The following is a 26,591-nucleotide window of genomic DNA, read 5'->3' on the forward strand; positions in this document are numbered from 1 at the left end:
CCCGGGAATCGCGCCGCCCTGCTCGCAGACCAGCGAAAGGCCACCGGCCGTGCGTACCCGCACCGACCCCCTCACCACCATCCGCAACCTCGGCATCCTCGCCCACGTCGACGCCGGCAAGACCACCGTCACCGAGCGGATCCTCTACACCACCGGCACCACCTACAAGCGCGGCGAGGTGCACGACGGTACGACCGTCACCGACTTCGACCCGCAGGAGCGCGACCGTGGCATCACCATCTTCGCCGCGGCCGTCAGCTGTGCCTGGGACGGCCACCGGATCAACCTGATCGACACCCCCGGGCACGTCGACTTCGCCGACGAGGTCGAGCGCTCGCTGCGCGTCCTGGACGGCGCGGTCGCCGTGTTCGACGCGGTCGCCGGGGTGGAGCCGCAGAGCGAGTCCGTGTGGCGGCAGGCCGACCGGCACGGCGTGCCGAGGATCGCGTTCGTCAACAAGATGGACCGGGCGGGCGCCGACCTCGACACGGCCGTCGCCTCGATCCGGGAGCGACTGCACCCCGCACCTCTGGTGGTGCAGTTGCCCATCGGCTCCGAGGACGGCTTCACCGGCGTCGTCGACCTGCTGCGCATGCGCGCGCTCGTGTGGTCCGACGGCGCGGAGACGGCCGAGGAGGGCCCCGTACCCGACGGCCTGCGCGACGAGGCGGAACGCAGGCGGCGGCTGCTGGAGGAGGCGGTGGCCGAACGCCACCCGGCCGCGCTGGAGGAGTTCTGCGACCGGGAGACGCTCACCGCGGACACCCTCGCCGGCGCCCTGCGCGACCTCACGCGCGGCGGCGACGGAGTGGTGGTGCTGTGCGGCTCGGCCTACCGCAACCGCGGTGTCGAACCGCTGCTGGACGCCGTCGTGGCGTACCTGCCGTCACCGCTGGACGTGCCGCCGGTACGCGGCACCCACGACGGCACGGAACAGGAACGGCCCGCCGACCCGGCGGCACCGATGACGGCACTGGCGTTCAGGTGAACGCCACCCCGACGGGACGGCTGACGTACCTGAGGGTGTACTCGGGCACCATCGAGAAGGGAGACACCGTGTGGGACGCGAGCACGCGCCGCACCGAGCGCATCGGCCGCATCCTGCGGGTGCGGGCCGACCGGCACGACCCCCTGGAGCGGGCGGTCGCGGGGGACATCGTCGCCGTGGTCGGGCTGAAGACCGCCCGGGCCGGCTCGACGCTGTGCGCGCCGGGCGACCCGCTGGTCCTGGAGCCTCCGGGCGTGGCCGAACCGGTCGTGCACGTCGCCGTGGAGGCCCGGCGCTCCACCGACACCGACAAGCTGGCCGCCGCGCTCGCCCGGCTGACCGAGGAGGACCCCTCGCTGGCCGTGCGGACCGATCCGGAGACCGGGCAGACCGTGCTGTCGGGCATGGGCGAACTCCATCTGGAGGTCGCGGTGGAGCGGGTCAGGAGCGCGCACGGACTGGAGGTCACGGTCGGCCGTCCCGGCGTGGCGTACCGCGAGACGGTCGGTGAGGGAGTGACCGGGTTCGTCCACCGGCACGTCAAACAGGACGGCGGCGCGGGGCAGTTCGCGCATGTCGTGCTCGACGTCGAGCCCTGGGAGGAGGGCGGTTTCGTGTTCCGTTCGACGGTGACCGGCGGCGGCGTGCCGCAGGAGTTCGTGCGGGCCGTCGAGGCCGGCTGCCGGGACGCCCTGGCCGAGGGTCCGCTCGGCGGGCACCCGGTGACCGGCCTCAGGGTCACGCTCACCGACGGCCGGGCCCATGTGAAGGACTCCTCGGACACGGCCTTCCGCACCGCCGGCCGGTTCGGTCTCCGCGACGCCCTGCGCGCCTCGGGGATGGTCCTCCTTGAGCCGGTCGTGGAGGTCGCGGTCACCGTGCCCGAGGACGCGGTCGGCGCCGTACTCGGCGACCTCGCCGCGCGCCGCGGCCGGGTCACCGGCTCCGACCCGCGGGCCGGCGCGACCGTGGTCACGGCCACCGTGCCGCTGGCCGAGTTGTTCGGCTACGCGACCCGACTGCGCAGCCGCACCCAGGGCCGCGGCACCTTCACCGCCCGACCCACCGGCTACGCGCCGACACCGGCCGCGGCACCGGCGCGGTAGCGGCGCCGGGCCGCCCCCGCCCAGCCCGGGGGGGGGCGGCCCTCCGGCCGGGCACACCCTGCCGCCGCGTCGCAGCCCGCCCGGCGGGGGCGTTGCCTTCCGCGCGGGGCGACGGCCTGCCGGGCGTAGCCCCCACCGGCCTCTCACGCGTCGCGCGCCCTGTCGCGCCGGGTCGGGGCTGGCTCGGCGGGGCCGCTGGCTCCCGCGCGGGGTCCCAGGTTGCTGGGTCCAGCTCCACTCCTCCCTTTACGCGTCGCGCGCCCTGTCGCGCCGGGTCGCAGCCCGCCCGGCGGGGTCGTTACCTCCCGCACGGGGGCACAGCCCAACCCCCCGAACCCCAGTTCACCGCGCCGAGCCACAGCCGCCCCGCCGTGCCCCCGTCACCCCCCACCCTCACCCCGCTGCCCCGCCAACCGCCCCCCAAGCGCCGCCCGCCACGCCGGCACCGGCCCGGGGGAGGTCACCGGTGGGCGTTGGCCGCCGCGGGTGAAGAAGGCCGCGAGGGGCAGGGTCGCGGCGCCCACCGTCACCGCGTCGGGGCCTAGGCGGCCGAGGGCGATGCCCACCCGGCCGGCGGGGTGCCGGAGCGCGTGGGCGAGCGCGTGGGCCCGTACCGACTCCAGGAAGGGCGCGCCCAGTTGGAGTCCGGCCCAGCCGCCCACGACGACCCGCTCGGGCTGGAAGAGGTTGATCAGGTCGGAGAGGCCCGCGCCCAGGTACTCGGCGGTCTCGGCCAGCACCCGGGCCGCCACCGGGTCCGGTGCGCCCCCGTCCCCGGGGCGCGCGGCGGACAGCAGGGCGGCCAGCGCGGCCTCCTCGTCGGCGCCGGGCGGCGGCTGCCCACCCGCCTCCCGCCACCGCGCGAGCAGCGCCTCCGCGCCCGCGTACGCCTCCAGGCACCCCCGTGCCCCGCACCGGCACCGGCGCCCCCGCACCCGCACCGTCAGGTGCCCCCACTCCACCGCCCGGCCGCGCTCCACGTCGTCCGTGACGACGCAGGCGCCGACGCCGGAACCGAAGAGCACGACCACGGCGTTGCGCGCCCCGCGTCCGCCGCCGAACCACATCTCGGCCTGCCCCAGCGTCTTGGCACCGTTGTCGATGAACAGCGGCACGTGCGCGGGCAGCCGCCCCGACCCCCGCAGCAGCGCCTCCAGCGGCACCGCGTCCCACCCGATGGTCTGCCCGTGCACCAGAGTGCCGTCGGCGGTGTGCTCGACGATCCCGGGGACCCCGACGCCGACGCCCAGCAGCTCGCCATGCCCCTGGGCGGGGGCGCCGAGGACCTCCGCGATGCCGTCCAGGATGTGCCCGGCGACGACCTCCACGTCGTAGGTGCGCGCCCCGTGACCGGGCAACGCCCGCTCTGTCCGCGCCAGTTCGGACATCGACAGGTCGAACAGCTCGACGCGCACCCGGGTCTCGCCGACGTCGACCCCGATCAGCCGGCCCCGGTCCGCCACGACGCGGACGAGGGTGCGCGGCCGGCCGCCGTCCGCGCCGAGGCTGCCCGCCTCCTCGACCAGTCCGTCGGCGATCAGTTCGGCGACGACGTTGCTGACGGAACCCGAACTCAGTCCGGCCGCCGAACCCAGCGCGAGCCGGCTCATCGGCCCGTCGAAATACAACCGTTGCAGAACCGCGGTACGGCTTTCGCGCCGCAGATCACGGACCGTTCGCCCGCTGTGCCTGGCCATCCGGCCCCTTCCTTCCGCGCCCTCGCCCGCCGGTCGACCGCGCGCGACACCTTGACGAGTCTTTCTCTCGGGGTTTAACTCACGTCCTAAATTAAGCCATGAGGGGCTTCGGAAGGGAAACGCCCGAAGCCGCCGTCGGGACTTCCCGACCGACTCCCGGAAGGAGCCCAGGAGCCATGCGCAGTATCCGAGCCGCGGCCGTAGGCGCCGTCACCATGTCTCTCGCTCTCGCCGCCTCGGCCTGCGGAGGGGGCTCCTCCTCGGGCGGCGGATCCAACGACTCGCCGAAGGAACTCACCTACTGGGCCTCCAACCAGGGCGCGAGCGTCGAGGTCGACAAGAAGGTCCTCCAGCCCGAACTGGACAAGTTCGAGAAGGAGACCGGCATCAAGGTGAAACTGGAGGTCGTGCCCTGGTCCGACCTGCTCAACCGGATCCTCACCGCCACCACCTCGGGCCAGGGCCCGGACATCCTCAACATCGGCAACACCTGGAGCGCCTCCCTCCAGGCCACCGGCGCCCTGCTGCCCTGGGACGCGAAGAACTTCGACAGGATCGGCGGCAAGGACCGCTTCGTGGAGTCCGCGCTCGGCTCCACCGGCGTCGAGGGCCAGGACCCGGCGGCGGTCCCGCTGTACTCGATGGCCTACGCGCTCTACTACAACAAGCAGATGTTCGCCGACGCCGGCATCACCAAGCCCCCGGCCACCTGGGACGAGCTGGTCGAGACCGGCAAGAAGATCTCCAAGGACGGCGAGTGGGGCCTCGGCGCCGAGGGCTCCAACCTGTCGAACAACATCCACCAGGTCTTCGTCCTCGGCAAGCAGCACGGCGCCGACTTCTTCACCGCCGACGGCAAGCCCGACTTCACCTCCGACGGCGCCGTCGCGGCCGTCAAGCAGTACGTCGACCTGATGGCCGAGGACAAGGTCATCGCCCCCGGCAACGCCGAGTACGCGCAGAACCAGTCCCTCAGCGACTTCGCCAAGGGCAAGACGGCGATGGTGCTGTGGCAGACCGCCTCCGCCACCTTCAAGACCATGGGCATGGACGAGGACGAGTGGGGCGTCGCGCCCGCACCCGTCGCGTCCGGCACCCCCGGCACCGGCAAGGCCACCAACTCCATGGTCGCCGGCATCAACATGGCCGTCTTCAAGAACACCGACAACGTCGACGGCGCCACCAAGTTCGTGAAGTTCATGACCAGCGACGCCGAGCAGAAGATCCTCAACGAGGCGTACGGCTCCATCCCGCCGGTCAAGGCCGCCCAGTCCGACCCGGCGTTCAACACCCAGGCCACCGCCGTGCTGCGCGAGACCCTCGCCACCAGCGCCGCCGCGCTGCCCCAGGTGCCCGACGAGTCGCAGTTCGAGACCGCGGTCGGCACGGCCGTCAAGGAGCTCTTCGCCGACGCCGCGGCCGGCCGTGAGGTGACCACCGAGTCGGTCGAGGAGAAGCTCGCCAAGGCCCAGCAGCAGATGCCGACGAAGTGAGCACGCCCCGGCCCCCACGGACCCGCACCGACTCCGACACGACGACACGGATCTCGCCATGACCACCACGACCGCCTCGGCGCAGCCCGGCGAGCGGACGGTCGGCAAGAGCTCCCCCGGGACGGCGCGCGGACCCCGCCGCCGTCCCGGGCGGATCCGCCGCATCGGCCTGCCCTACCTGCTGCTCCTGCCGGCCCTGCTCCTCGAACTCCTCGTCCACCTGGTGCCGATGGTCATCGGCATCGTGATGAGCTTCAAGGAGCTCACCCAGTTCTACATCCGCGACTGGACCGTCGCCCCGTGGACCGGCCTCGACAACTACGGCATGTCGGTCGACTTCGACGCCCCCGTCGGCGAGGCCCTGCTCCACTCCTTCCTCGTCACCTGCGCCTTCACGATCCTGTCCGTCGGACTGTGCTGGCTGATCGGCACCGCCGCGGCGATCTGCTTGCAGGACGCCTTCCGCGGCCGGGGCCTGCTCCGGGCGATCTTCCTGGTGCCGTACGCGCTGCCGGTCTACGCGGCCGTCGTCACCTGGGCGTTCATGTTCCAGCACGACAACGGACTGGTGAACCACGTCCTGCACGACCAGCTCGGCCTCACCGACAAGCCCTCCTTCTGGCTGATCGGCGACAACAGCTTCGTCGCGCTGCTCGTGGTGTCGGTCTGGAAGGGCTGGCCGTTCGCCTTCCTCATCGTCATGGCCGGCCTGCAGAACATCCCCAAGGAGCTGTACGAGGCCGCCGCCCTGGACGGCGCCGGCGTCCGGCAGCAGATCCGCCGCATCACCCTGCCGTCGCTGCGTCCGGTCAACCAGGTCCTGGTCCTCGTGCTGTTCCTGTGGACGTTCAACGACTTCAACACGCCGTTCGTCCTGTTCGGCAAGGCCGCGCCGGAGGCCGCCGACCTGATCTCCCTCCACATCTACCAGTCGTCCTTCGTCACCTGGAACTTCGGCGCCGGCTCCGCGATGTCGGTCCTGCTGCTGCTCTTCCTACTGCTGGTGACGGGCGTGTACCTGTTCCTGACCTCCAGGGGCCCGCGAGGAAGGAAGACGGCCGATGTCTAGGTCCCCGATGGCGGCGCCGCGCTCCTTCCTCTGGACCCGCCGCGTCTTCCTCACCCTGCTCACCGGCTTCGTCCTGCTGCCGGTGTACGTCATGGTCTCCAGCTCGCTGAAGCCGCTCCAGGACGTGTCGAGCGAGTTCCGCTGGCTGCCCAGCGAGCTGACCGTCCGCCCGTACATCGACATCTGGTCGACGGTCCCGCTGGCGAAGTACTTCATGAACTCGCTGATCGTGGCGGGCGCGGCGACCGTCTGCTCCGTCGTGATCGCCGTCTTCGCCGCCTACGCGGTCAGCCGCTACGAGTTCCGCGGCAAGCGCGTCTTCTCGGTGACCGTGCTGTCCACGCAGATGTTCCCCGGCATCCTCTTCCTGCTGCCCCTCTTCCTGATCTACGTGAACATCGGCAACGCCACCGGCATCGCCCTGTTCGGCTCCCGCGGCGGCCTGATCCTCACGTATCTGACCTTCTCCCTGCCCTTCTCCATCTGGATGCTGATCGGCTACTTCGACTCGGTGCCGCGCGACCTGGACGAGGCGGCCCTGGTGGACGGCTGCGGGCCGCTGCGCGCCCTGTTCAAGGTCGTCGTGCCGGCCGCGATCCCCGGCATCGTCGCCGTCGCCGTCTACGCCTTCATGACCGCCTGGGGCGAGGTCCTGTTCGCGTCCGTGATGACCAACGACGCCACCCGCACCCTCGCGGTCGGTCTCCAGGGCTACTCCACGCAGAACGACGTGTACTGGAACCAGATCATGGCCGCCTCCCTGGTGGTCAGCGTCCCCGTGGTGGCGGGCTTCCTGCTCCTCCAGCGCTACCTCGTCGCGGGGCTGACGGCGGGTGCCGTCAAGTGACCGCGACCAACCTTCCCGAACCCGAGAGGACCCACGTGACCATCGACTTCGCCGCACTCCCGCACGACTTCCTGTGGGGCACGGCCACATCGGCGTACCAGATCGAGGGAGCCGTGGCGGAGGACGGACGTTCGCCGTCGATCTGGGACACCTTCTCGCACACCCCCGGCAAGATCGACAACAACGACCACGGCGACGTCGCCTGCGACCACTACCACCGCACCCACGAGGACATCGAGCTGATGCGGCGCCTGGGCACCAACGCCTACCGCCTCTCGGTCGCGTGGCCGCGCGTCGTACCGGGCGGCGACGGCCAGGTCAACGCGAAGGGCCTGGCCTTCTACGACCGGCTGATCGACGACCTGCTGGCGGCCGGCATCGCACCGTCCGTGACCCTCTACCACTGGGACCTGCCGCAGACGCTCCAGGACCGGGGCGGCTGGCCCGAGCGGGCGACCGCCGAGCACTTCGCGTCGTACGCCTCCGTCGTCGCCGAACGTCTCGGTGACCGCGTCCAGCACTGGGCCACCCTCAACGAGCCGCTGTGCTCGGCCTGGATCGGGCACCTGGAGGGCAAGATGGCCCCCGGCCGAACCGACCTGACGGCGGCCGTGCGCGCCTCCTACCACCTGCTCCTCGGCCACGGCATGGCGATGCGCGCCATCCGCGACGCGGCCCCGGGCGCCGAGGTGGGCATCGTCAACAACCTCTCCACCATCCACGCCGCCACCGACCGCGACGAGGACCTGGCCGCCGCCCGCCGGATGGACGGTCACACCAACCGCTGGTGGCTGGACCCGACCCACGGCCGCGGCTTCCCCGAGGACATGCGCGAGGTCTACGGCGTCGAACTCCCCGAACAGCCGGGCGACATGGACCTCATCGGCGCCGAACTGGACTGGCTGGGCCTGAACTACTACTTCCCCCAGACCGTCGCCGCCGACCCCACGGGCCCCGCCCCCCACGTCCGCACCGTCCGCCGGGTCGGCGTCCCGCGCACCGGCATGGACTGGGAGATCGACGCCGGCGGCATCGAGGACCTGCTGCTGCGCCTGACGGACGAGTACGGCCCGCGCAGGCTGTACGTCACCGAGAACGGCTCGTCCTTCCCCGACGTGGTCCGCCCCGACGGCACGATCGACGACCCGGAGCGCCAGGAGTACCTGACCGCCCACCTCGCGGCCTGCGCCTCGGCCGCCCGCCGGGGTGCCCCGCTGGCGGGCTACTTCGCCTGGTCGCTGCTGGACAACTTCGAGTGGGCGTACGGCTACGACAAGCGCTTCGGCCTGGTCCACGTCGACTACGCGACCCAGGTCCGCACGGTCAAGGGCAGCGGTCGGCACTACGCGGACATCATCCGCCGGGCGCGGGCGAGCGAGCGCAAGGCGGCCTGACCACGCGGCGGGCGGGGTGCAGGCCGAGGTGGACTGGGTGCGGGTGGAGCAGAAGGGCTGGCGGACTGGGCGGTTGGACTGCCCCGTCCGTCAGGCGCCCTTCCTCGCCACTCCGCCGTAGATGCCGATCGGCGGGGCGTCCGGCCGCGGCGTCTCCTCGGGGCGCCAGTCGGTGACCCGGACCAGCCCCGGCTCGACCAGCGCGAAGTCGCCGAACAGATCGAGGACGTCGGCGTGCCGGCGCAGACTCAGGGAGGCCGTGGCGTTGTTGTAGACGGCCGCCGCGTCCTCGCGCCGGTCCTCGTGGACGTCGCCCGTCGCGTGCGACAGCACGAGGTAGGACCCGTCGGGCAGCGCGTCGCGCAGCGTGGCGACGATGCCCGCCGGGTCCTCCGCGTCGGAGACGAAGTGCACGACCGCCACCAGCAGCAGCGCCACCGGCCGGTCGAGGTCGATGACCTCGCGGACCTCGGGGTGGTCGAGGATCGCGCGGGGGTCGCGCAGGTCGGCCAGGACGACAGCGGTGTCCGGATCGTCCGACAGTGCCCTGGAATGCGTACTGACGATCGGGTCGTTGTCGACGTAGGCGACCCGGGTCTCAGGGGCGATGGACCGCGCGATCTGGTGGACGTTGGGCTCGGTGGGCAGGCCCGTGCCCACGTCGAGTATCTGACGGACGCCGCCCTCGGCCACCACATGCCGGACCGCGCGGTGCATGAAGCGCCGGTTGGCGAGGACGCCTTCGCGCACTTCGGGCGCCGCCTTCATGAACTGCTCGGCGGCCCGCTGGTCGACCTCGTAGTTGTCCTTCCCGCCGAGGAAGTAGTCGTACATCCGGGCGGGGTGGGGCTTGCTCGTGTCGACCCGGTACGGGTGGGCGGCGCTCTCGCCACCGCTCAGGGAGGTCATGCGGCCTGACTCCGTCCTCAACTCGCGGGCCACCGGCGGGAGGAGCATGGCGACCGGCTGTCGGAACATCATCCTGGCAGACTGCGTCTTGACGCGAGCCGGAACGGGTCGATACTTGTGCGCAGCATGCGTCGGTTGGTGTCCGTGATCGGCACGAGGCGGGTCGGATGAAGAGCCGGACGAACATGAGACTGTGCGCCACGGGCGCCGCACTCGGCATCATCGCCACGCTGGGCGCACTGCCGGCCCAGGCAGACCCGCTTTCGTCGGCGATTCCGCACAATCCGTCGAGCCACGCCACCCTCCCTCTCCCCCTCGGCCCCGGCGACCTCCCCGAGACCCGCACCACGACGACCCTCCAGCCGGGCGTCACCCTCACCCGCATCGTGCGCGGGAACGCCGACGACCCGGCACTCCACTGGACGGTGGAGGTCTCCATCCCGGGCGGCGACACCTCCCCCGACCCGGACGCGCCGCCGACGGCCCTCAAGGACCGCGCCAGCGCGGACGAACTCGCCACCGACCTGTGGCAGAAGGGCTTCGAGGCCCGGGTGGAGCAGGTGCGGACATCGCGAACGGCCGACTACACCGGCGGCACCCTCGGCTGGCGGGTCCGCATCGGCACGTACGACGCCCAGTCCGCCGCGACGGCCGAACGCGCCCGCCTGACAGCGGCGGGCTACAGGGGATCCGCCGTGTACACGGGCTGGGACGGCGAGGCCACCGACCGGGGCCCGTGGCGCGTGGACGTACTGACCATCGACCCGCGCAGGTTCCGCGGCAGCCTCGACGCGTCGTACGGCCCCGACCTGGAGGCCCGCGAGACGACCAGCCGGCTGTCGGCGGCGGCCGACGCGACCGCCGCGGTCAACGCGGGCTTCTTCGTCCTCGACCCCAAGGCGGGCGCACCGGGCGACCCGACCGGCGTGGGCGTGTACGACGGACGCCTGCTGAGCGAACCGGTGGCCGGCCGCCCGAGCCTGGTGCTCAACGACAACGCCCGCGGTACGCGGGTCGCCCGCTTCACCTGGCGGGGCCGGGTCACCGGTGCCACGGCCTCCCTCCGCCTGAACGGCGTCAACCGCGTACCGGGACTGATCAGGAACTGCGGCGGCACCAAGGGCGACATCCCCACGTCGCTGCCGCTGCACGACGTCACCTGCACCAACCCGAACGACCTGGTCGCTTTCACACCCGACTACGCCGGCGGCCGCACACCCGGGGGCGAGGGACTGGAAGCCGTACTGGACGCCCACGACCGGGTGGTGGAACTGCGTTCACCCCGCGGCGGAACCCTCCCGCCGGGCGGCAGCTCGCTCCAGGCGACGGGCCGACGCGTGGCAGACCTGACGGCCGTGGCCCACGTGGGCGACCGCCTGCGCGTGAAAACGACGCTGCTGGACGCCCGCGGCCACGAGTACAGGCCCTCACCCCGCACCGACATCGTGAACGCCGGCCCGGAACTGGTCCGCGACGGCCGTATCCACATCACCCCCGCCGCCGACGGCATGGTGCACCCCGACGATCCGAGCTGGTACTACGGCTGGGCCCACAAGCGAAATCCACGCACCCTGGCAGGCGTCGACACCGCGGGCCGCACCGTACTCGTCACCGCCGACGGACGCGGAACGCGATCCCTCGGACTGAGCATCGCCGAGAGCGCCGCGGTCGCCAGGTCGCTGGGCCTGCGCGACGCGGTCAACCTGGACGGCGGCGGCTCCACGACGATGGTGACGGACGACACCGTCATCAACACCCCGTCCGACGCGACCGGCGAACGCCCCGTCGGCGACGCCCTGTTGATCCTGCCCCGCGAGCACGGCCACTGACGCCCATGTGACTGACATACGAGGACCCGCACCACAGCGCGACGAAGAGCAACCCACCCCCAGGGAGCCGCCGTGTTCGCGAACGTGCCCACCGTCCCGACCCGCCTACGTGCCAGAGCGTTACTCGCCCCGGCACTACTCCTGATCGTGCTGCTCGCGACCCTCGCTCCGACGGCCCCGGCGCGAGCCGCGGGGCCGCCCGACACCTCCCGCCCCGGCGCCGAGGTGGTGGCCGTCACCCAGGTCGCGGACCGGCAGGTCGACCTGTCGGTCCGGTCGACGGCCCTGGGCGGCCGCACCGTCAAGGTCCGCCTCCTCACCCCCGACGGCTGGAAGCCGTCCGACCGGCACCACCGCCAACACTGGCCCACCCTGTGGCTCCTGCACGGCTGTTGCGGCGACTACACGTCGTGGACCGCGAGGACCGACGTGGCGCAGACCGACAGCCTCCGCGACGTGCTGGTCGTCATGCCCGAGGCGGGCTGGAACGGCTGGTACAGCGACTGGTGGAACCACGGCAAGGGCGGCGACCCGGCCTGGGAGACCTTCCACACGGTGGAACTGCGCAGGCTCCTGGAACGCGACTGGGGCGCCGGCGGCAACCGCGTGGTGGCGGGCCTGTCGATGGGCGGCCAGGGAGCCCTGTCGTACGCCGCCCGGCACCCCGGCATGTTCCGGGCGACGGCGGCCTACTCGGGCTCGGCACACCCTCTCCTGAACGACGAGTCGACCGACCGCATCATGGGCTTCTTCGCCGGCCAGGGAGACGACCCCCTCCGCGTCTGGGGCGACCCCGTGGCACAGCGCCGCATCTGGCAGTCCCACGACCCCTTCCACCTCGCCAAACGACTCAGGTCGATCCCGGTCTACCTGTCCTGCGGCGACGGCACCACGGGCCCACTGGACCCGCCGGGCGCCACCAGCGCCCTGGAGGCCGACTTCAACCGCCAGAACCACGCGCTGGCGGCGGAGCTGAAGCGGGTGGGCGCGAGGCACGTGACGACGAACTTCTACGGCCCGGGAACCCACGGCTGGGCGTACTGGGAAAGGGAGTTGCACGCGTCGCTGCCGATGCTGCTGGGGGCGTTGGGGGTGTCCGTCTGACGCGCCCACCACATCGTCAACACCCCTTGCCCAAAGGGAGGTAGACCCTTTAACTTAAGCACCGCCTGTAAGGGCGTTTACACCACTGCTTACATCACTGCTTACGTCACTTTCGTCGTCGTGGGGACCTGGCACCGTGCACATACGCATTCGCAGATCCGCGGCGGCGACCGCCCTCGCCCTGTCCGTCATCCTGCCCGCGACCAGCACGGTGGCCGTCGCGGCCGAAGCCCCGACGGCGACGGGGACGGGGACGGAGACGACCAGCCGGGTCGGCGTCGAGTACTTCCCCGACCCGGCTGGCGAGGGCGCCCGCACGCGGGTCCCGGCGGACAGCCCGCACACCCAGCCGCCGACGAACGCCCGGAAGCGGACGGCCGCGCAGGACGGCGAGGTGGTCCCGATCGCCGAGACGGGCCCGACCGGCGACCGCCTCGACGTCACGATCATCGGGGACGGCTACACCGCGGCACAGCAGGAGGACTTCCTCCAGGACGCCCGCGCGAAGTGGGACGCGGTGACGGACATCGAGCCGTACAAGAGCTACGAGGGCCTCTTCAACGTCTGGGCGGTGCAGGCCGTCTCACAGGACTCGGGCGTCACGGGCGACCCGACGCAGGACGTGACGAGGAACACCGCACTCGGCTCATACTTCTGGTGCGACGAGATCGAACGGCTGATCTGCGTCGACCTCGACAAGACCAAGTCGTACGCCGACAAGGCCCCGGCGACCGACCTGGTGATCGTCGTCTCCAACTCGACCAAGTACGGCGGCGCCGGCTACTCCGGACTCGCAGGCGACTACGGCTACGACGGCGTCTCGACCCTCTCCTCCGACAACGCCCAGTCCACCCTGATAGCGGCCCACGAGATGGCCCACTCCATCGGCCTCCTCGCCGACGAGTACCAGTACGACGGCTACGGCGACTACCCGGGCGACGAACCCACCGCGCCCAACGTCTCGACGCTCACCGCGGACCGGATGGCCGCGCAGGGCACCAAGTGGGCCGACTGGCTGGGAGAGACCGACCCGAGCGGCGGCGTCGTCGACACCTTCGAGGGCGGCGACTACTACGAGTACGGCATCTACCGCCCCACCGCCAACTCCATCATGCGCTCCCTGAACACCGACCAGTTCAACCTCCCCGGCCGCGAGGCGATGATCGCCGGCTTCTACCGCTCGGCGAACGCCCTCACCCCCCTGGCCGACCCCACCACCCGAACCTCCCGGTTCGCCCGCCTCTCCGTCTCCCTAGCCACCCTGCCCGCCGACACCCTCGCCGGCCCCCAACTCCGCTGGTACGTCGACGGCCGCGAGGCGAGGCAGGCCCGCGGCAGGACGTCGGTCGTACCGGCGGCCCTCGGCGTCCCGTCGGGCCGCCGCGCACACACGGTGACGGCCCAGGTGGTGGACAGGACGGCGGCGGTACGGAGCACTGAAGTGCGGGATCTGACGTCCAACTCGGTCACGTGGACGGTCCAGGGCTGACATCTGGCGGCTGCCGCTGGCCGCGGGTAGTGTTGGGCGGCCGTGTACCACCGCACGAACCTGAACATGCGGCAGTGCGAAGGCCACAGGACCAACGGCTGTTACGACCCCTCGTCGCGCACGGTTACGATCCTCTCAGGCCCCGTCCGCGGCGAGTACGAGACGCCGAGTGGAGCGGCGGCAGTCGTGGTGGGGGCCATGAAGCCGCACGGCAATCCGAAAAAACCGCAACGGATGGTCGTTTCTGGACCGTATTCCGCCACGGGAAACCTCTCGCAGAGTATTCGGTAGCGGCGATCCGGGATTATCGAGGGAAGTGAACGTGGAGCAGTTCGCTGCGGGCAGGGTTCTGCGCGGTAGGTACCGGTTGGACCGGATTCTGGGCCGGGGTGCCATGGGGCACGTCTGGCAGGGGACGGACGTGTATCTGGAGCGTCATGTCGCGGTCAAGACCGTCGCCACGGATCTCCTCGCCCTGCCGGACTGGCGTGGCACCGCCTTGGCGCGCTTCGAGCGGGAGGCGAAGGCCGCCGCCCGTCTGGACCACGCCAACATCACCACCGTGTACGACGCAGCCGTCACCGAAGACGTCTGCTGCCTGGTGATGCAGCTCGTCGACGGGACAACGCTGGACAACGTCGTCGACGGCGCCGACGACGGACGCCTGCCCGTGCCGGCCGCGGTCTCCGTCGCCGCGCAACTGTGCTCGGGGCTGTCCGCCGCGCACACGGCCGGCCTCGTGCACCGGGACCTCAAGCCCCAGAACGTCATGGTCCGCGCCAGCGGACTGGTGAAGATCCTCGACTTCGGTCTCGTCAAGGTGCTCTCGAACACCGACCCGCGGCTCACCATGACGGGCGAGACACTAGGCAACGTGGCCTACGCCTCTCCCGAACTCCTCTCCGGCGACGAGCCGTTGGACGGCCGCGCGGACCTCTACGCGGTGGGATGCCTGCTGCACCACATGCTCACCGGCCACCCTCCCTTCCACAGCCAAGGCATCGCCGAGCTGGTGACCGCGCACCTCACCGCGGCTCCTCCCCGGCTGGTCGATCACGGCGTCGACGCGCCGTCCACGCTCCAGGACCTGGCCCGCGCGCTGCTGGCCAAGCGCCCGGAGGACCGCCCCGCAAGCGCGGTGGAGGTGTACGCGGCCCTCGCCCCGCACCTGCCGGGCCCCGAACCGGAGCTCGCCGCCCGCAGAATGCCGCCGGAGGACCCTCGACGACCCTTCCTCGTCCCCCAGGGCCCAGTCAACCAGTGACCGGCAGTCGGACCTGAATCAGTTCCGTGAGGAACGGACTCGGTTCCCCGTGCCAGAAGACGTCCAGGCTGTCCCGGGCGCGCGTGGCCGCCACGAACAGCAGCGACCGGGCGCGCTGCATCTCCGCCCGGTAACGTGCCGGGTCCGTGGTCCGTCGTTGCTGGACGTTCGCGCGGGGTACGAGACCGTCGGTCACCCCAGCGATGATCATGTGCTGGTACTCGAGTCCCTTGAAACGGAACATCGTGCCGATGTGGACTCCACTGTCGCCCCGGGGCCCGTCGGGGCCGATCTCCAGCGCCCTGATGCCGTGTTGGGCCAGCGTGTACGCGGCTTCGCTCGCCATCTGATTGGTCGGCACGGCGATCGCGATCTGCTCGTGCGGCACCTGACCCCAGGAGTCGATCAACACGGCGATGGCCTCTCGCTCGTTCTGCCAGTCGTCGAGCCTGTGCAGGTCCGGGACCCCACCGCTGAGCACCGAACGGAACCCGGCCAGTGTCTCGCTGCTGCCGTCGAGGTCGTCGTACCTCTCCTCGCCGAGCAGGTTCAGTGCGGAGCGCAGGATCTGCCGGGTGGTCCGGTAGCTCAGCGACAGCTTCGACGACCGGCCCCGGATGTTGATGCCGAGACTGCCGAGGGTCACCTGGTTCTTGTAGATGCGCTGGTGGGTGTCACCCACGAGGAACAGGTCGTTGCGGTCAGGAGCGGTCATCGCACGCAGCATCTTCCAGTGCGCGGGCCGCAGGTCCTGCGCCTCGTCGACCACGATGTGCCGGTACCGGTAGCGCAACCAGCCCCCCGAACCGTCGGCCACGTGCACGTTGTCGAGGCCGCCCGCCTCCTCCCGCTGCTGGTCGATGGCCTGGATGCGCCGGGCGCGAGCCACCTCCAACTGCGCCGCCCGCTCCGCGATCTGGTCCCACGTCTGCACTCCGAGCCGGTCCAGACGCTGGGTGAAACGCTCGGCGAGCTGCCAGATCTCCGCACGCTCAGTCCGACTGACCGTGCGTCCGCGCCCGGCACGCCGGGCGCGGAAGTAGTCCGTGCGTGAGGTCACCGCCTGGCCGAGGATCACCTGAGTCCACTCATCGTGCAGGAACTCCGCGTCCCAGCCGCCCTCGCCGAGTTCGTCGAGGAGCGAGCGCCATTCGCGGACCGCCTGCGCCTCGTCGACGATCCGCTTCCGGTTGCCCGGCTCGGCCTCCCGCACGGTGCGCAGCGCGAGCTGGTCGACATGACTGATCTCGACGCGGGACAGCAGCGTCTCGCCGCCCAGGGCGAGCAGCCGCGAACGCAGGTCGGCAGCGAGGTTCTTGTTGTAGGTGGTCACCAGAACCGGCTTGCTCCGACCGGCCGGGAGCTGCCCGACCAGGTGCTTGACCCGGTGCAGCGCCACGATCGTCTTGCCGGTGCCGGGACCACCGCCGACGCGTGCCGGGCCGCTGTAGTCCCGTGCCACCAGTTTGGCCTGGGTGGGGTGCAGGAACACCTTCCAGCGGCCGAAGTCCTCGCCCTCCAGCGCTTCGCGCAGCGCGTCGTCGGTCGTGGTGACGATGGTGGCGGGTCGTTCGACGGCGGCCTGGAAGTCCTCGGTGTCCACGGGGTCGGGCGCCGCGACGGGGGCGGTGACCTGCTCCAGGACGTCGTCGTACTCCTTGCCGTCGTACAGCGCCAGCAGTACCTCGCCGGTGAGCTGCGGCGCGTACTCGACGAGGCCGAGGAGCTGGTCCTCGGTGGTCAGCGCGGCGACGACCGGGACGAGGGACGGTGCCACACCCAGGTCGGTGAGCTGCTGCTCCGACCACTTCTCGAACAGCGGCCGGGAAGCGGTCGGCTCGGCGGGACGGGCGGGCTCGACGGGTTCGCTGGGCGCAGCGGTCGGCGGAGCCGCGGGACGGAGCACCGACTCGTGAACGACCTGCAGGTCCACGTACTCGATGCCGCCGGTGACGCGGTTCACCGAGTAGGTGAGGCGGTCCAGATGCGCGTAGACGTCCTTGCGGTGCTTGACCGAGACGATCAGCCAGTCGTCGTCGGCCAGCCGCAGCAGCAGCGCGCGGTACTCGTCGTTGACCCGCGCCGAGTACAGCTTGTCGTGCCCCTGCAACTGCTTGAGGCGCAGGCCCGCGGAGTCGGGGTTGGTCTTGAACTTGTGCTGGAAGTCGTAGATCGCGCCCTTGACCGGGCGGGGGAGCTTGAGGATCTCCCGGTCCGCCTTGTCGAGCAGGCGCAGTGTGACGTTCTTGCCGGTCACGGCTGTTCGTTCCCCCCGTTGTCCTTGGTGGTGCCGTCTGGCTGGGTACGACCTTCCCGGTCGCCGGATGGTTGTGCGCCGCCGAGGCGGTCGGCGAGGGCGTCGGCGGTCCAGTCGGCGGCGGGCCGTACCTCCCAGCCTGCCGCGGCGAACGCGCGGTCCCGGTCGACGGCCTCCGGGTCTTCGTCCTCGCCCTTCGGCGGGCGGGCGGCGAGGACGACACCGACACGTGCGGCGGGCCAGGCCAGCTCGGCCAGCCAGCCGTTCGAGTCGAGTTCGTAGCCGTCCTCGGGTGCCGGGACGCGGCGCGCGGCGAGCGCCTCGGCGAGCGCCGGCAGGCCGGGCTCGTCCGGGTCGAGGTACTCGAGCACCCGGTCCCATGCCGTGTCCCGGGCGGGCGGCGTGCCACCCCTGGTGGACACCTCGGCGGCCGCGGGCACCGGCGGCTCGGTCTCGGCCGGCGCGGGCGTGCGGTCGGCGGGCGGGGTGACGGCGAGCGTGGCGCGGACGCTCTCCAGAACGCCTCCGCCGCCCGTGACCGCCAGCGTCTCCACGGGGAACCCGTCGAGGTGGCCGGTCGTGAGCTGGACGGCGTCGCCGCCGCCGGTGTCCAGGAACTGCAGCAGGTTGGACCAGTACAGCCAGGCCCGCCAGCGGCGCTTGTGCGCCTTCTCCCTGGCGTGGACGCCTGGCGTGTCGTCGAGCAGGACGATGCCGGTCCACGCGGGGGGCTTGGCCCGGCTGTCGGCGGCGAAGACCAGCGGCAGTTCCGAGCGGTCGGTCACCGCGAACAACTGCACCGGGCCGCGCGGCCCGGCGGGCGCCGCGCCACGCAGGGCCGCCGTGATCTGCGCGCCCAGCACGTCCGGAGTGAGCGCCGACGGGCTGGCCCCGGCGCCCATGAAGCCCGCCAGGGCGGCCTCCGCACGCCACTGCCAGCGCTCCGCGTCCGGTCGGCGCAGGTACTCCACGAGTTGCACGGCCGGGTTGACCCACACCGTCTCCGCGAGCTCGCCGGGGAGCCCGCCCCGCACGTTGGCGTAGTAGTCACGGGCCTTGCCACTGGCCCGGTCGCCGTACGGCTCCCACACCGGGTCGGCCGGTCCCGAGCCCCCGTTGCCGGTGTCCCGGACGCGGCGCAGCCAGTCCCGCACGTCGCCGTAGGTGAGCTGGAAGACCCGGAGGCCTTCCGCGCGCAGCCGGGTGCGCTTGTCGGCGTCGTCGCCCGCCCTGTTGTGCTCCCGGCCGGCGTGGAACTCGTAGCCGTCCAGGTAGAGCGCCACGCGCGGGCCGGGCGCGTCGAGCCGTTCGAAGAGGACGTCGGGGCGGGTGCCGTCGAGGACCCGCTGCTGCGACACCCGCCAGCTCAGCGTGGAGCCGTCGGCCGCGGTCAGCCGCAGGTCCAGCGCATGGGTGCCGGCCGGCGTGATGTAGGCGTCGCCGCCGGCGCGGCTCTCGGGCAGCCGGGCCCACTCCCGCAGCGTGTCGATGAACAGGACCTCGAGGTCGCTCTCGGCCTGCTGGTGCATCGGGATGTGCTGGGTGGTGGTGACGGGCGAGGTGGCCCAGCGCTCGCCGTCCGCGCCGAGCAGTTCGTCCAGCATCTGCCGGACCTCGTTGCGGCTGACCTTGTCGTAGTCGGCCGGCGGGACGCGGCGCAGCAGGCAGCGGTGGCAGCCGTCGAGGCCCTTCTCCAGGCAGCCGCAGCCCTCGATCACCTCGCGGGCCTTCAGCAGGACCTCGCGGAAGCCGTCGGAGGTCGCCAGGCGGTGCAGGTACCCGGTGCCGCCGGGCAGCCGGTCGTAGACCACGAGGAACCGGCGCGGCCAGTCACGGTCCTCGCCGTCCGGCATGGACGCGGCGGTGATGTCGATGTGGTCGGGATCGCCCCCGTAGCGGGCCGCTATGCCCGCGAACAGCGCGGCGGTGAACGAGGCGAGCCTCTCCTTGGCGCGCGCCACGGACGCCGGCAGCAGGATGCGCACGGCCTCCGTGGTCAGCTCGTGCGCCAGCAGCAGCGGCACGTCCACCCCGGCGCCCTGTCCCTCCCCGTCGCCGCGCAGCCGGCGGCGCGGACACCACAGCTGGTGGTGGGCGCTCGCGCGGGTGGAACGGGCGAGTGACGCGGTGAGCGCGTGCTGCGACTGGTCGACGACGGGCCGTCCGTCGGCCGTCGCACCGCCGCAACTGGTACACACGTAGAAGGGGTTCAGGCGTACGTCGTCCCCGGCCAGCGGGACGGTGCTGCTGCCGTCCTGGCGGTCGACCCCGAGGTTCAGGGTGCGGACGACGGCCTTGCGCGTGAAGTCGGCGCCGAAGACCGCCCTGTCGTGCCGCCACGATCCGGCCGCCAGATACGCCGGGTCGATGTCGACGGTGGTGAGGACCGCGTACCGCCTGCGGTCCCGCTCGTCGCGGTCGTCCCGCACCCGGGCGTCGTCCCGCTTGTCCCGGGACGTCACGCGGCGGGGCTCCAGTACGTGGTGTACGCAACCCGCGTCGGCGATCTCCCGGGAGCCGCACCGCGGGCACGGCGAGGTGTCGCTCTTCGGGTCGCCGTGCGTGCGCGCGTACCCGCAGGCCGGGCAGAGACGCCACACCGACCAGGCGCGCCGCTCCGGGCTGCCGATGTCGAGGGCGCGTACGACGTGCCGGTAGCCGTTGACGTAGAAGCTGTTGCCGGGCGCGAGTTCGGTGAGCGCCAGTTTGCGGGACCGCTCGTAGTCGCGCATCTGGCTGCGGTACACCCATTCCCGGCGCTCCTCGTCGCCCTCCGAGGCGTCCGCCCCGTCGTCGCTGCCGGCGGCCTCCTTCCAGTAGAGAGTGGCCTCCAGGGATGTCGTGGTATCGGTCAGGCTGTAGTTGGGCAGCAGGCCGAGTTCGACGAGGGCGCCGTGGGCACCGGTCTGGCTCAGCTGGCGCAGCAGCTCGCCCGTGGCGCGCCGTTCCGCGAGCAACTCGCGTCGTTCGGCGCCCTGTTCGCGGTCCTCGGCCAGCAGTCCGTCGACCGCGGTGTCGATGGTGGCGATGCGACGGCGCAGTTCCTCGCGGCGCGCCGTCCACTCCTCCTCGGCCTCGGCCAGCGTGCGCGCGATGCCGCCGGTCGCGTACGCGCGCAGCTCCTCCGCGGCGTGCGGGGACACGCCCCGGTCGTCGCCCGGACCGCCCGGCGCCTGCGGGAACAGCGCCAGGAACTCCTCGACCAGGCGGGCCCCGTGGGTGAGCGCCGCGTCCGACAGGTCCTGGCACCAGCCGGTCGTGCCGAACAGCGCCGACGACAGGCGCGGCACGGGCATGAGCGGCTCGCCGTCGGCCGTGGTCAGTTCGCCGCGCGCCGCCCGGTCCAGCAGGTGCGCGGTGTACTGGCGGCGCAGGATCTCGACGGCCGACAGGTAGCAGCCCGGCGGCACGATGTCGCCGGCGATCATCTCCGTCGGGTCGTCCAGGTAATAACGGTCGCGGGCCCGGCGACCGCCGAAGGCGACCACCAGGGCGTTGCCGGTCCGGCGCCCGGCGCGCCCGGCACGCTGCACGTAGTTCGCCGGGCCGCCCGGCAGCGAACCGAGCAGCACCGTCGACAGGTCGCCGATGTCGATGCCCAGTTCCAGTGTGGGCGTACAGGACAGCACGTTGGGGTCGGTGTAGTGGACGCCCTGACGGAACGCCCGCTCCACGCCCTCCCGTTCGGGCCGGGTCAACATGCCGGTGTGCTCGGCGGTGACGACCCGGTAGGTGCCGCCGGTCAGATACAGGCGGCGGTAGTAGTCCGCCCGGTAGTCGCGCTCCAGCTTCCCGCCGAAGCCGCCACTGCCCGCCCCGGTCGACGACATGCCGTACTGGGGAGGCGTGAGGACGCCGGTGCAGCGCCAGCGCGGGCAGGGATGCCCGTACCAGCGCGTGCGCCGCTCGGGCGGTACGACCTGCTGCCAACCGCACTCCTCACAGGCCACGAACGCCTTGTTGACCAGGTCGTCCGCGAGGAGGCGCACCTGGATGTGGCCAGGCTGCAGCCCGTACACGCGGGTGGTGCGGTCCTTCGCGGTGCGCGCCGACACCACGCCCTCGTCCGCGAGTACGGGCAGCAGACGGCGCAGGTATTCGGTCGCCTGGGCCGCGTCCAGGCCGAGGCAGCGCCGCGTCCAGTCCTGGTACCAGTTTCCGCGACCCGCGATCGTGTCGAACTTGGTCTTCTCCTTGGGTCCGGCGAGCAGGAACCTCGGCGGTGCCACGTACCCCTCGGGGAAGGCGGGCATACCCTCCGGCCGCTGACCCGAGATGAGGTACTGGTTGACACCCGCTTCCTTGATCCAGGTGTCCAGCCACCGGTGCCGGACGCCGCCGCGCAGCCGCATCCGCTCCAGCAGCCCGCGCACGTACGCCAGATACCGGTCGGGAGTGGGCAGCCCGCCGTCCAGGCCGAGCTGTCCCGGCAGCGCCAGGTGCAGGTCGCGGGCGAGCCCGACGATCCGGTCCGGTTCGGCGATCACCACCTCCGCGGCCGTGGTCCGGGTCAGCTCGAGAGTGCGTCCGAGCCGCGAGCGCAGCCCGAACTCCATGACGGTCGCGAACGCGAGCCGCTCCCCGATGAGCTTCCAGGTCCGGGCGTCCCCGGTGCCGCGTCCCGACAGGAGCCGGTCCACGCCCGGTTCGTCGTGCAGGTCCGGCGGGACGACCGCGGCCAGCGTCCCCGGGTCGTCCACGGAGTCCAGGACGTCGCCGATGAGGTCGTTGAGCGGGAGCGGTGCGCCGTTGTCGTCCAGCCGGTGTGCGAGGAGCGAGCGCAGCGAGAACTTGTACGAGGCGTTGGCGACGTATCCGGCCCGGTGCGCCGCGTCCTGCGTGGAGTCGTTGAACAGCAGCGTCTTGCGCTCCTCCGGCGCCAGCGCGATCTCCTGGCCGCCGGTGAACAACTGGGTGACCGTGGCGGAGGCCAGGGCGGCGAGCGCGGTGCCGAGGAACCGGATGCCGTTGTCGGTGTTGCACGCGGGACAGGTGTCGTCCTTGGCGGCCCGGTCGGCGGTCTTCTTGTCCAGGACGGCCCGCGCGAACCAGGCGTCCTGCAGCCCTTCCCCGTCCTCGGCGACGGGCATCCGGTACGTGCCCCCCGCCCCGTCCAGAACCACCACGGACTGCGGGTCGACGCCGCCCGCCTGCTTCGGCGCGGCGCCGGTGAGCGCCGCGAGGGCGTCCCGCGCCTCGGCCGGGGTCGCGGAGATGAAGTACCGCAGCCGCCGCTTGTCGCGTCCGACGGAGGCCTGCCAGATCTTCGGCGGTCCGGTCTCCAGCTTCTGCGGATCGGCCTCGGGGGACAGGGCGGCCCATCCCGAACGCCCGCACACCCGGCAGTAGACGGCCGGCAGATGCGCCTGCGCCGGCCGCTGCACGGTGTCGGAGCCGGGCAGTGACTCGGGCCGCCGGGAGTCCGCCGCCGGCCACTCGTCGCTGTCGGACGACTCCTCGGACGCGGACGCCGCGGTGAGCGCGGAGCGCCGGGCGAGGGTCCGCTCGTCCTCGTACCAGCGGAACTCCGGCCGGGCGCCCACCCCGCTCAGCACCCGCCCCACCGGCCGCACCCACAGGTGCGCCTCGATGTGCAGCAGCGGACGCGGCCGGCGCTCGTCGGACTCCGGGTCCCGGGCGGACGACAGCAGCGCCACGAACCGCGACAGCGCCTCCAGCGCGAGCCGCGGGTTCTCCCGCGCGGTGCGCGCCCACGCGTACCCGAAGCGGGCCATGCGGTCCCGCAGTCCCCATTCGTCGAGCGGCTCGCCGTTCAGCAGTGCGAGCACCCCGTGGGTGAAGTCGTGCTTCTTCAGCAGCCGCCCGATCCGGAAGGCGTCCATGCCGCGCCGCCCGAGCAGCCGCTCGGCGAGCCCGTCCAGATCGAGCCGGTCGGGGTCCGACTCGACGCCCGGCCCGCCCGAGACGTCGATGACCTCCTTGGGATCGGGAGGCTCCGGCAGTTCGTAGTCGATGTCGCCGACGAAGTCGTCGGCGCTCAGCCGCTCCTCACCGATCACCGAATCCGGACCGAACGGCATGCCGAACACCTGCTCGGCGACGGTGAGGATGCCGCTGCTGTCGCCCCCACCCTCACCGAGGGTCGCCGAGGTCGCCACCGGGCAGATCGCCCCGAGCGGCCGCTCCGGCTTCGAGGCGCCCACGGCGGACGCCAGCCGCCGCAGCAGCATGGCGACATCGGTGCCCTGCGCGCCGTCGTAGGTGTGGAACTCGTCCAGCACCACGTATGCCGGGTCCGCGCCCTCCCACAGCGGCCGGTCCTCGGCCCGCTGCAGCAGCAGGTCCAGCATCTTGTAGTTGGTGATCAGCACGTCCGGCGGCGCCTGGCGCATCTCCTCGCGCCGCGTCATCACCCGCCGGAAGTCCGTATCCGGTTTGTCCCCGATGTAGAGTCCGGCCGTCACCTGCGCCAGCTCCGGCTGCGCCAGGTAGTCGCCGATGCGGCCGGCCTGGTCGGTGGCGAGCGCGTTCATCGGATACAGCAGTACGGCCTTCACCCCGCGCCGTCCCAGCGCCTTCTGCCGCCGGCAGTGGTCGAGTACGGGGATCAGGAACGACTCCGTCTTGCCCGACCCGGTGCCGGTCGTCACGAGCGTCGGCTCGGCCGCTCCCTTGTACGTGCTCAGCCGCTCCCACGCCTTCGCCTGGTGCCGCCACGGCGTGAACGACGGCTGCCACTCCAGCGCGGCCTGCCACCCGTCGCCGGCCGGATGGAACGGCGTCCTGATCCGCAGATACGGCCCCCGGAAGATCCCCGTCTCCGGATCCCCGAGGAACCGCTCCAGCGCGAGCCGCGTGTCCTCGTCGGCCAGCGCGTACGTCGTCGTGAGGTACTGCGTGAGACTGCCGCGGAGCTGCGCGGCGGCCAGGGTGGGCTTCACGAGGACCTTTCGGGCAAGTCGGGTTGCGGCGACCGCCCGTGCGCACCACCGTGACAGCCGGCGAAGGCATCATGACGATCAGCATCAAAAATAACGCCCACCTCGGACATCGACACCCACCCGGCCGAATTGGGGCTTCCGCCAAGGGGAACAAAGGCGGCAGAAGCGGCAATTGGTCACGGTGATCGCGTGTACATGTGATCAGGCCCGGCCGGTATCCGTCCGGCACCGTCAGCCCGCCGGTTCAGGCCCAGTGCGTCAGGTCTCCGACGAAGTCCTCGTACGAGCGGTTGCTGCCGCGAGGTGAGGGGATCAGCCGGTGCTTCAGCGCCTCGCGCGCGACCGTGGGACCGTCGCTCTCCCGGAAGACCGGTGAGCCGAGCCCCCGCTTCAGCTCCTCCTTGGCATCCTTGATGCGACCGGAGTCCTTGCCGACCAGGCGGTCGGGGACCTTCCACTTCGGACGCACATGAGGGAAGGCGTCGGGGAAGAGCAGCAGCCAGCCCTCGGTCTCCCACGCGGCGAGCGCGAGCGCCGTCCACAGTCCCGGGCACTGGCGCGTGAGTTCGGCGCCGAGCGTTGCGCGGATCCGGTCGTACCGCGCGTCGGCGTAGCCGTCCAGGTCCTCGTGGACGACGAAGCCGAGCAGGTCGGCGCGCTGCTGTAATGCCTTGGCCCGCGCCTTGCCGACCAGGGTCTTCATCGCGGCGGCCAGGTCCGGTCCGGCCTTCCTGCGCAGCCGCACGGGGTCGTTGATGCGGACCAGTTTGGCCGCCGCCTCGAGATCGGGCCGGTGGGCGCGTATGAGCGAGGCCAGAATCTCGCAGTCGTTCTGGTCCTCGCCGGCCAGAACGATGACGCCCCGCTCCCGCGCCCGGGTCGGCCTTCCGCCGCCCTGCTGCCTGTTCGGGGTCACAGCTCACCCCCGGTGAGGTCGCCGCCCAGCACGCCGGAGAACCACAACTCCCCGAGCGGCTGGTCACCCGACTCCTCGACGATTTCCTTCACCTCGTCGACGGTGAGGGCAGGAATGATCGATGCGCCGTCCTCATCGCGGTCACACACGACGAACTCCTCCGGACGCAGCCGGTTGACGAGCGCGGGCGAGTGGGTGGCGACGATGAACTGAGTCCTCTCGGCCGCCTCGCGCAGCCGCTGCACGACGAGTTCCAGCGCCTGCGGATGCAGCCCGTGGTCGATCTCCTCGATGCACGTGAAGGCCGGCGGGTTGGGGTCGTACAGCAGGGCGAGCAGGCCGAGCAGGCGGACCGTGCCGTAGGAGGCGTCGGCGAGCGGTGTCAGGTGGCGCAGGCCGCGCTCCCGCAGCACGACGGTCAGCTGGTCGGTCGCTCCGCCCACCTCCTCGAACTCGATGTTCTCCAGCTGCGGCAGGACCGTACGGGCGTCGGCGACGAGATCGTCCCAGATCTCCTCGCGGCCACTGAGGTGGATCAGGAAGCCGGCAAGATTCTCGGCGTTCGGGGAGAGGGTGCCGAAGTCCGCACCCCGTAGGCGGGTGGGTTGCCGGGCCGCCGCCACGTCGACGTCGAAGACACGAAAGGATGACAGCCGGTCGGCGACCCGTGTCACCTCGTCGCCCCCGTCGGCGGGCCCGAGGCGGGGAAGGGTCGACAGCCCGCTGCTCAGCCGTCGAATGCTGAAATTGCCACTGTCCTTCGTCTGACCGGCCCGCTCGTCGACCACACGGGCTTCCTCACCCGAGATGGTGATGCGCCGACCACGTCCCTGCCTGCGTTTGAACGCGAAGCTTTCCACCCGGGAAAGGGCGTAGGTCAGTCGCTTGCCGTCCCGATTGGCAGGCAGGGAACGACGCCGAATGCTGAGGTTGTACTCATCGGGAGCATTGAGCGTCGAGTTGCTGGTCCAGGTGGCCTTCAGATGGATTCGCATGGATGTCGGCGGCCTGCTCCCGCCCCAGAACGCGACTTCGTCGAACCCGCCGCGCGTGTCGAGCGCCGGCTGGAGGTCCGTGCGGATGATGTCGGCGAGGAAGTCGAACACCTTGAGCACGTTGGATTTGCCCGCTCCGTTCGGCCCCACCAACACCGTGAGCGGGCCGAGCGGCACGGTCACGTCACGGAGGCTGCGGAAGTTCTCGACGTGCAGTTCGAGGAGACGACCGGGCATGGAGAACCTATCGAGTGGGTGCGAAGGGCGGCTTCCCGGGGCGGGGGGGGGGGGGGGGGCCCCCCCGGGGACAACCGGGGGGGCGGGGGCGGGGC

At 71.8% G+C, this 26,591-nt stretch carries 14 protein-coding genes and 1 pseudogene; 9 read left to right on the forward strand and 6 right to left on the reverse strand.

The features are described 5' to 3' along the window. Positions 1–49: 49 nt before the first annotated feature. Positions 50–2,094: pseudogene (gene fusA / locus ACFWR9_RS01285) on the forward strand (elongation factor G). A 380-nt stretch (positions 2,095–2,474) separates the two neighbouring features. Here the strand turns inward: fusA and ACFWR9_RS01290 are convergent. After that, entirely contained in the window at positions 2,475–3,791 is a 1,317-nt protein-coding gene (locus tag ACFWR9_RS01290) for an ROK family protein (RefSeq protein WP_383833632.1), read from the reverse strand. 176 nt (positions 3,792–3,967) lie between these two features. Here ACFWR9_RS01290 and ACFWR9_RS01295 point away from each other — a divergent pair, with 176 nt between their 5' ends. The 4 genes from ACFWR9_RS01295 to ACFWR9_RS01310 are packed head-to-tail and all read left to right on the forward strand — an operon-like array spanning position 3,968 to position 8,594. Then, the gene (locus tag ACFWR9_RS01295; protein ID WP_383833635.1) at positions 3,968–5,284 is read left to right on the forward strand and encodes an ABC transporter substrate-binding protein; all 1,317 of its coding nucleotides are present in this window, start codon (positions 3,968–3,970) and stop codon (positions 5,282–5,284) included. 58 nt (positions 5,285–5,342) lie between these two features. Next, a complete protein-coding gene (locus ACFWR9_RS01300; RefSeq protein ID WP_383833638.1) occupies positions 5,343–6,353 on the forward strand; it encodes a carbohydrate ABC transporter permease in 1,011 nt (336 codons plus the stop codon). Further along, positions 6,346–7,200, forward strand: a complete 855-nt coding sequence (locus tag ACFWR9_RS01305) for a carbohydrate ABC transporter permease (protein ID WP_383833641.1) — start codon at positions 6,346–6,348, stop codon at positions 7,198–7,200. Before ACFWR9_RS01300 ends, ACFWR9_RS01305 begins: the two co-directional genes overlap by 8 nt. Before the next feature lie 35 nt (positions 7,201–7,235). Continuing rightward, positions 7,236–8,594 (forward strand): GH1 family beta-glucosidase, encoded by a 1,359-nt coding sequence (locus ACFWR9_RS01310; RefSeq protein ID WP_383833988.1) that lies wholly within the window; start codon positions 7,236–7,238, stop codon positions 8,592–8,594. Positions 8,595–8,684: 90 nt separating this feature from the next. Here the strand turns inward: ACFWR9_RS01310 and ACFWR9_RS01315 are convergent, their stop codons facing one another. Then, a complete protein-coding gene (locus ACFWR9_RS01315; protein ID WP_383833644.1) occupies positions 8,685–9,503 on the reverse strand; it encodes an SAM-dependent methyltransferase in 819 nt (272 codons plus the stop codon). A 167-nt stretch (positions 9,504–9,670) separates the two neighbouring features. Here ACFWR9_RS01315 and ACFWR9_RS01320 point away from each other — a divergent pair, with 167 nt between their 5' ends. The 4 genes from ACFWR9_RS01320 (at position 9,671) to ACFWR9_RS01335 (ending at position 15,189) form a co-directional block, all read left to right on the forward strand. Next, positions 9,671–11,332, forward strand: coding sequence for a phosphodiester glycosidase family protein (locus ACFWR9_RS01320; RefSeq protein ID WP_383833648.1), 1,662 nt, complete (start codon positions 9,671–9,673; stop codon positions 11,330–11,332). Positions 11,333–11,404: 72 nt separating this feature from the next. Further along, positions 11,405–12,436 (forward strand): alpha/beta hydrolase, encoded by a 1,032-nt coding sequence (locus ACFWR9_RS01325; protein WP_383833650.1) that lies wholly within the window; start codon positions 11,405–11,407, stop codon positions 12,434–12,436. A gap of 136 nt (positions 12,437–12,572) precedes the next feature. After that, the gene (locus ACFWR9_RS01330; RefSeq protein WP_383833653.1) at positions 12,573–13,925 is read left to right on the forward strand and encodes a M64 family metallopeptidase; all 1,353 of its coding nucleotides are present in this window, start codon (positions 12,573–12,575) and stop codon (positions 13,923–13,925) included. Positions 13,926–14,247: 322 nt separating this feature from the next. Further along, positions 14,248–15,189, forward strand: coding sequence for a serine/threonine-protein kinase (locus ACFWR9_RS01335; RefSeq protein ID WP_383833656.1), 942 nt, complete (start codon positions 14,248–14,250; stop codon positions 15,187–15,189). On the opposite strand, the gene ACFWR9_RS01340 is transcribed toward ACFWR9_RS01335, so the two are convergent. The 4 genes from ACFWR9_RS01340 to ACFWR9_RS01355 form a co-directional block, all read right to left on the reverse strand. Then, entirely contained in the window at positions 15,179–17,446 is a 2,268-nt protein-coding gene (locus ACFWR9_RS01340) for a UvrD-helicase domain-containing protein (protein ID WP_383833659.1), read from the reverse strand. The genes ACFWR9_RS01335 and ACFWR9_RS01340 overlap by 11 nt on opposite strands. After that, the gene (locus tag ACFWR9_RS01345) at positions 17,443–24,348 is read right to left on the reverse strand and encodes a DEAD/DEAH box helicase (protein ID WP_383833662.1); all 6,906 of its coding nucleotides are present in this window, start codon (positions 24,346–24,348) and stop codon (positions 17,443–17,445) included. The genes ACFWR9_RS01340 and ACFWR9_RS01345 overlap by 4 nt, the downstream gene beginning before the upstream one ends. Before the next feature lie 244 nt (positions 24,349–24,592). Then, entirely contained in the window at positions 24,593–25,264 is a 672-nt protein-coding gene (locus ACFWR9_RS01350; RefSeq protein WP_383833664.1) for a hypothetical protein, read from the reverse strand. Next, entirely contained in the window at positions 25,261–26,496 is a 1,236-nt protein-coding gene (locus ACFWR9_RS01355) for an AAA family ATPase (RefSeq protein ID WP_383833667.1), read from the reverse strand. The genes ACFWR9_RS01350 and ACFWR9_RS01355 overlap by 4 nt, the downstream gene beginning before the upstream one ends. Positions 26,497–26,591 lie beyond the last annotated feature (95 nt).

It is taken from the genome of Streptomyces sp. NPDC058534, assembly GCF_042717365.1.
In the GTDB taxonomy this organism is placed as follows: Bacteria; Actinomycetota; Actinomycetes; order Streptomycetales; family Streptomycetaceae; genus Streptomyces.

What these genes read in the sequence shown, in the direction of transcription:
- ACFWR9_RS01290 (WP_383833632.1), bottom strand. Translation starts at nt 3,791, where the DNA reads ATGGCCAGGCACAGCGGGCGAACGGTCCGTGATCTGCGGCGCGAAAGC.
- ACFWR9_RS01355 (WP_383833667.1), bottom strand. Translation starts at nt 26,496, where the DNA reads ATGCCCGGTCGTCTCCTCGAACTGCACGTCGAGAACTTCCGCAGCCTC.
- ACFWR9_RS01315 (WP_383833644.1), bottom strand. Translation starts at nt 9,503, where the DNA reads ATGACCTCCCTGAGCGGTGGCGAGAGCGCCGCCCACCCGTACCGGGTC.
- ACFWR9_RS01320 (WP_383833648.1), top strand. Translation starts at nt 9,671, where the DNA reads ATGAAGAGCCGGACGAACATGAGACTGTGCGCCACGGGCGCCGCACTC.
- ACFWR9_RS01295 (WP_383833635.1), top strand. Translation starts at nt 3,968, where the DNA reads ATGCGCAGTATCCGAGCCGCGGCCGTAGGCGCCGTCACCATGTCTCTC.
- ACFWR9_RS01305 (WP_383833641.1), top strand. Translation starts at nt 6,346, where the DNA reads ATGTCTAGGTCCCCGATGGCGGCGCCGCGCTCCTTCCTCTGGACCCGC.
- ACFWR9_RS01300 (WP_383833638.1), top strand. Translation starts at nt 5,343, where the DNA reads ATGACCACCACGACCGCCTCGGCGCAGCCCGGCGAGCGGACGGTCGGC.